This window comes from Pedobacter sp. HMWF019 (assembly GCF_003061025.1).
Taxonomy (GTDB): Bacteria; Bacteroidota; Bacteroidia; order Sphingobacteriales; family Sphingobacteriaceae; genus Pedobacter.
In genome coordinates this window covers 4,884-11,664 of record NZ_QAIL01000591.1, presented here as the reverse complement: position 1 = coordinate 11,664, position 6,781 = coordinate 4,884, and the positions used below count along the sequence as shown (strand labels likewise).

Here is a 6,781-nt window from a genome sequence, read left to right as displayed (position 1 = left end):
CCCTTAATAAGGGCATTGGTGATCAGTACTTTAGTAAATTTGATACTTCAAGAGTAACTATACTCGGTAAAGATGCAGAGGGGCATGTCAATTTTATCAAATATACAATTGGCAGAGGGGCGCTGTATATCCTTCCTAATCCGCAATTATTGACCAATTATAGCCTGTTGGATCCTTTGGGTGCAGAATATGCCGGAAAGGCGCTATCCTATCTTCCGGCCTCGGGTACTCTGATCTGGGATGAGTACAATACGAGGGGGAATACAGAAGACCAGTCTGTGCTCCGGGTAATTTTTGGGCATGAACAACTCCGATGGGCTTATGAGCTAGCGCTGATCGGCTTGGTAATTTTTGTTTTGTTTGAAATGAAACGACGTCAGCGGATCATACCCATCATAGAACCCCTAAAAAATTCTTCGGTTGAGTTTGTGGAGCTGGTGGGTAAGGTATACTATCAGCAACGGGATAACCGGGATATTGCTCAGAAGAAAATTAACTATCTTCTGGAACATATCAGAACGAATTACCATTTAAAGACGACAATTATAGATCAGGAATTTAAAAAGGCACTGGCCTTGAAATCCGGGGCCGGAGAGTTGGCGGTGAATGCCTTATTTGAGACCATAGATCAGGTAAATAGAGGAGGAAGTATTGACGATGTGCTGCTGATTGATCTCAACCAAAAAATTGAACTATTTTATAAACAAGCCAAATAAATTATGGAAGCGGAAATTTTTAGTGAAAGAACAGATCTTGCGGAACTTAACCGAGCGGTAGAGCAAATCAGGGAAAGTCTGGGGCGCATCATTGTAGGGCAGAAAAATACCGTAGATTTTCTAATTGCCGGATTGCTGGCAGATGGCCATGTGTTGCTGGAAGGTGTTCCGGGGGTGGCAAAAACATTGAGTGCGAAACTGGTGGCTAGAAGTATAGATGCCTCTTTTTCCCGGATACAATTTACACCTGACCTGATGCCCTCCGATGTATTGGGAACTTCTGTATTTGATCCAAGATCTTCTTCCTTCGAATACAGAAAAGGTCCTGTTTTTGGAAATATCATCCTGGTCGATGAGATCAACAGGGCGCCGGCGAAAACACAATCTGCTTTATTTGAGGTGATGGAAGAAAGACAGGTAACCGTTGATGGTCATACCTATTTGATGGAGGAACCATTTATGGTTCTGGCAACTCAAAACCCAATTGAGCAGGAAGGAACCTATAGATTGCCAGAGGCACAACTGGACCGCTTTTTATTTAAGATAGAGGTTAAATACCCCACGTTTGAAGAAGAGATCCTGATGTTGCAAAATCAGCACCAGCAGAACCTTAGTGCAGAGATCAGTGAGGTTAAAGCGGTATTGAGCACAGAACAGATCAAGGCTTGCAGGAAATTGGTTAAAGCGCTTCATGTAGAGCCAAAACTGGTTGAGTATGTCGTTAAAATCACTCAGGAAACCCGAAACAATAAAGCACTTTACCTGGGGGCTTCTCCTCGTGCATCTCTGGCCCTGATTAATAGTGCCAAGGCAATTGCTGGCATACAAGGACGTGATTTTGTGACCCCGGAAGACATCATTAAAGTGAGTGTGCCTGTTCTTGCCCACAGAATTATGCTAACTCCTGATAAAGAGATGGAGGGGCTAACAGCCGCTGATATTGTGATGCAAATTATTCAAAAAATAGAAGTGCCAAGATAAATCCGGAATCTTTTGAAAAACTTTTTCAATAACTATTATAAGAATCTCTTTTTGGGCAGAATGTTTTTTGCAGGCATTGGAATTTCTTCTTTCCTTTTCCTGTTTTCTTTCTTCCTGACCTGGATGGGGGATCTTCCCTTTATCTTTTTCGGCCTGCTGGTGATACTGATCTTTATTGATTTTGTATTGATCTATGGCCAGAAGAAGGGATTTTTTGCGAGCCGGAGTTTGCCAGAAAGATTAAGTAATGGAGATGATAATGAAATTAAACTTTATCTGGAGAGTTTTTATTCTTTTCCCACTCGTGTGGGTCTGATCGATGAAATCCCTTTTCAGTTTCAGAAACGGAACCTTTGGTTTAAAAGTGAGCTCAAAGCCAGGGAACAAAAGACGATACACTATAGCCTGAGGCCAACTAAGAGGGGAGAATATGCCTTTGGTCAGATTCGCTTATATGTCAGATCCCCACTGGGGTTGATCATCAGAAGATTCAATCTGGGAACGCCGGTCACTGTACCTGTATATCCGTCTTTCCTGCAATTGCGCAGGTATGAATTGATGGCCATTTCCAACCGGTTAACTGAAATTGGAATCAAGAAGGTCAGACGCCTGGGCCATAGTATGGAGTTTGATCAGGTAAAAAGTTATGTTCAGGGAGATGATTACAGGACAGTGAACTGGAAAGCCACTGCGCGGAAAGGAGAATTGATGGTCAATTCATTTACGGATGAGAAAGCACAGCATGTATATTGTATCATCGATAAATCAAGAGCAATGAAACTTCCTTTTGAGGGTTTGACTTTGCTTGATTATGCCATCAATGCGAGTTTGATCCTGTCTAGTGTTGCTTTGGTGAAAGAAGATAAGGCGGGGTTGATGACCATTGCAGAAAAGGTGGGCAGTATTGTTCAGGCAGACAGGCGGCCCACGCAATTGGGAAAGATCATGGATGTACTCTACAAGGAGAAAACCCGGTACCTGGAAACCAATATGGAAGCTTTGTACCTTAGTGTTCGCTCTGTTTTAAAACAACGTAGTCTGGTGGTATTTTTCACCAATTTTGAGAGTATGTCTGCGTTAAACAGACAACTTCCGTTTTTAAAACGAATGGCGAAATTTCACCTGTTGCTGATTGTTTTTTTCGAAAATACCGGACTTAAGTCTCTTACCGATCAACCGACGACCGATGTGGAAGGGATTTATGTGAAAACCATTGCAGAGAAATTCGTGTATGAAAAAAAGCTGATGGTCAAGGAACTGGCAAAACATGGAATACTGAGTATTCTGACGCCTCCGGAGAAACTCACTATCAATGTGGTGAACAAGTACCTGGCCATTAAAGCCCAGCAGAAAATTTAACTAACATTCAGGTAAACTGATAGGAATATTGGTGGCCAATCCGCCGTCTGAGGTTTCTTTATATTTGGAGTTCATATCCAGGGCAGTTTCCCACATGGTGTTAACTACAGCATCCAGACTTACCTTAGCCTTGTCCGGATTGCTCTGAAGCGCCAGTTGACTTGCGGTAATGGCTTTGATCGCACCCATGGTATTTCTTTCAATACAAGGGACCTGAACAAGTCCTCCAATAGGATCGCAGGTTAAACCAAGGTGGTGTTCCATAGCGATTTCAGCAGCCATCAATACCTGTCTCTGGGATCCGCCAAGGCATTCCGTTAATGCCGCCGCAGCCATGGCAGAGGATACACCAATTTCCGCCTGGCAACCACCCATTGCAGCAGATATCGTGGCTCCTTTTTTAAATATACTTCCGATCTCAGAAGCACAGGCAATAAACTGGATGATTTTCTCCTCTTCATAACCATTGCAAAAAGCAATGTAGTACTGAAGTACGGCAGGGATGACTCCGGCAGCACCATTAGTAGGAGCGGTGACCACCCGGCCAAAAGAAGCATTCTCCTCATTAACTGCCAGGGCAAAACAACTTACCCAGTCTAATATATAGTTAAAGCTGTTTCCTCCATTTCTGATGGCCATAATCCAGCTCTTGTAGTCACTATAGGGTTGATCTCCCATGAGCCTCTTGTTCAAGGCTGCAGCACGTCTGGCCACATTTAATCCGCCAGGTAAGAATCCGGTGGTGTGACAGCCCCTGTAGGTACAATCTTTCATCACATGGAAATGCTGAAGGATGCCCTCTTTGGTTTCATTCTCTTTCCTCCAGGCCAGTTCATTTTCGAGCACAACTTCGGATACTTTAAGACCTGTGGTCAGGCACCAGTGCAAGAGGTCTGAAGCTTTTTCTACGGGAAAAGGCAGTTCCACTTGTTCTTTCTCACTTCCATTTTCCCCTTCTTTAACTACAAAACCACCTCCAATAGAGTAATACGTTTCTGAAACAGCCTTGCCATTGTTCATAAAGGCTTGGAAGGTCACTGCATTTGGATGGAAAGGAAGGCTCTCATGGAAAAGAAAGATCAGATCATCCGTATAGTTAAAATGTATACTGTTGGTGCCGTTGAGCTGCAGCTGCTGATTACTTTTAATGGTTTCAACAGTGGAATCAATAGCATTTACATCAAACGTTACCGGGTCAGCTCCGCTCATACCCAATAAAATGGCAACGTCTGTTCCATGGCCCTTACCCGTTTTGGCCAGGGAACCATAAAGGAGAATCTTAACTTGTTCTACCTGATCGAGCTGGTTATTTTTAACCAGTAAACCGATAAATTGTTGTGCGGCCCTCCATGGACCCAGTGTATGTGAGCTTGACGGCCCGACACCGATTTTAAAAATATCAAAAACCGAGATCTGTTCTCTTTGCATAATAATACAAACTTAGATAAAATTGACTTAAGGCTGGTCGCTGCCGGTCTGTTTATAGTAATATTTTAATGTATAAAGCAGAATTTTGCTTCCTGACCTTAGTAGAAATCATAGCAGCGGAGGCCATTGAATTTTTCATAATTGTCACTATTCCTGAAGTACTGCTGATAACCAACACTGGCTTCAGTGGTTCCACTGGTATTGGTGTAATTAATTTTTGACGTTGTGGCATCATGGCTTAAGCCCAGGCGCACTCTTTCTCCATTGGTTGAATTTTTAAAGAGATCAAATATCAGAGAAACAACAATGGCATCGGGCCCCCCTTGTCCGGTGGTCCTGTACCATATTCCGGTATTGATGCTTTTATACTTGAGCTGGGCACCCATACTTAAAGACTGCATTTTATCCTGGTTATAGTAGACGATAGAAGGAATAACGTATGGGCTTTCGTAATCACGGAAGGATGAGCTGCTCATTAGCGGAATCCTGTAACTGGTATTAATCGTGATCCTTCTGGGTAATTTTGCCTGTGCACCGGTAAAGGATTCATCAGGTTGGTTGATATGGTTGACGGCGGCGCCAAGCATAAAAGAGCCATACACAAGGTTAATACCTGCTGCAGGGTCAAAATAATAACGGCTGCTGATGTTAGGGACATCGGCCGAAGATGTGCTGCCTGGAATATAACCTAACCGGGGATCGATCTGATCTGAAAAGACAAGCTTGTTCCAATTGATGGTACGATTGGTTAAGCCAGCGGCTATGCCAAAAGAAAGTACAAACTCATCCGTACCAACGCTGTAGGCGTAGGTAGCTGCTATGTTGTTTTTAAGGAGTCCGGCAGATCCTTCATTGCTCCGGTTGAACATTAAACCAACACCACCGCCAAAGCTTGGTATATTGATATCGGCTGAAGCATTGATGTACTGCAGGTTTCCTGTAAGGCTGGACCATTGATTTCTGTAGATCAGGTTGGTTCGGATGTCTCCTTCAAATTGTCCGGTAAGGGCTGGGTTCAGATATAGAGGGGCATTAAAAAACTGTGAAAAGAGCTGATCCTGTGCATTAGCGACAAGGGAACAGGCTAATCCAGTAATTACCAGCAATAGATATGTAGATGGTTTCTTCATTTATTTTTATCTGATCAGGTGGATTGGTCCGGTTCTTTTTGGGCTGGAGTTGTCATAACTCATTCCTTTCCATTCGGTACCATTAATAAACTCAACATCGACTTTCCAGAAGTAAACTCCCTGTGGCGCAGGAGCGCCACTGAAGGTTCCATCCCAACCTTCAACAGGACGGCCTTCTTCCAGTTTACTGGTTTCCCATAGCGCTTGTCCCCATTTGTTGAAAACAGTCATCCTCCAGGTTTTGATACCTGAACCTTTGGCCTGGAAGGTTCTGAGTTCTGGTCTTGAGCCCCCTGGCATAAAAGCGTTTGGCAGGTATAGATATCCAGGGACACCTTCAATGCTGACTTGTTTAAAGGTGGTGCTGATACAGCCCTGCTGGTTAATGACTTGTAAAGTCACGGTATATTTTCCTGTATCGGCATAGGTATGAGATGGGTTCTGCAGGGTTGAACTCTGTTTATCTCCAAATGTCCAAAGCCAGTTGCTTGGCTGATTGGTACTTTCATCCTCGAATCTGAAGGTATAATCAGGAATACTGATCCGGGTGGAAGGAGAGACATTAAATTTTGCAACAGGAGGTGGCACGATATGGATGTACTGGTTTCTGGAGATTGTCTGCGTACATCCAAGAGAGTTGGTGGCGGTAAGGGTTACGGTATAGTATTCCTGGTCGCCGTTGTAAGTATGTATTGGTGCAACTTCATTAGACAGCGGGCTTCCGTCACCAAAGTCCCAGCTGTAGCTAAAACCATCTTGGGTATTGTTTTTAAACTGAACAGCAAGCCCCGCACAGCCCAGGGTGATATCGGCATCGAATGCAACTTGTGGCTGGGGTAGCACGGTAATCGTTTCTGTTGTGGAAATCTCCGAACAGCTGTTAAATGCTGTCATCTTAACGGTATAAGTACCTGCTTTGGTAAAGGTATAGGTTTCTGTTCCGGTGGTTATGGTATTTCTTGTACCTCCGTCGCCGAAATCAAATGTAAAGCGGCTTGCACCAATAGAGTTGTTGTCGAAATGGACTGTCCATGGTGCACAGCCCTGTTTTTCTTTGGCATCTACCACCAGTTCTGGCGTAATATTTTGTGGGGACACACGGATATCATAACTTTTAACATTGGTCCCGCAGTCATTTACAGCGGTTAATGTGGCTTTAAAAAGCTG

Annotated in this window: 5 protein-coding genes and 1 pseudogene; 3 read left to right on the top strand and 3 right to left on the bottom strand. The window is 43.8% G+C overall.

The window, feature by feature from the left end; all coding sequences use genetic code 11:
* From DBR11_RS30450 to DBR11_RS28250, 3 genes and pseudogenes are all read left to right on the top strand, one after another.
* Positions 1-716, top strand: a pseudogene (locus DBR11_RS30450) (DUF4350 domain-containing protein); the annotation flags it as partial.
* A 3-nt stretch (positions 717-719) separates the two neighbouring features.
* Positions 720-1,697: a MoxR family ATPase gene (locus DBR11_RS28255; RefSeq protein ID WP_108555876.1), complete on the top strand. Its 978-nt coding sequence runs from the start codon at positions 720-722 to the stop codon at positions 1,695-1,697.
* A 12-nt stretch (positions 1,698-1,709) separates the two neighbouring features.
* The gene (locus DBR11_RS28250) at positions 1,710-3,056 is read left to right on the top strand and encodes a DUF58 domain-containing protein (RefSeq protein WP_233260941.1); all 1,347 of its coding nucleotides are present in this window, start codon (positions 1,710-1,712) and stop codon (positions 3,054-3,056) included.
* On the opposite strand, the gene DBR11_RS28245 is transcribed toward DBR11_RS28250, so the two are convergent.
* The 3 genes from DBR11_RS28245 to DBR11_RS28235 form a co-directional block, all read right to left on the bottom strand.
* On the bottom strand, positions 3,057-4,484 hold the full coding sequence (locus DBR11_RS28245) for an L-serine ammonia-lyase (RefSeq protein ID WP_108555874.1): 1,428 nt from the start codon (positions 4,482-4,484) through the stop codon (positions 3,057-3,059). It lies immediately after the preceding gene.
* 98 nt (positions 4,485-4,582) lie between these two features.
* Positions 4,583-5,614: a PorP/SprF family type IX secretion system membrane protein gene (locus tag DBR11_RS28240; protein WP_108555873.1), complete on the bottom strand. Its 1,032-nt coding sequence runs from the start codon at positions 5,612-5,614 to the stop codon at positions 4,583-4,585.
* Positions 5,615-5,620: 6 nt separating this feature from the next.
* Positions 5,621-6,781 (bottom strand): PKD domain-containing protein (locus tag DBR11_RS28235; protein WP_199233994.1); only part of this gene is annotated, 1,161 nt, incomplete at its 5' end.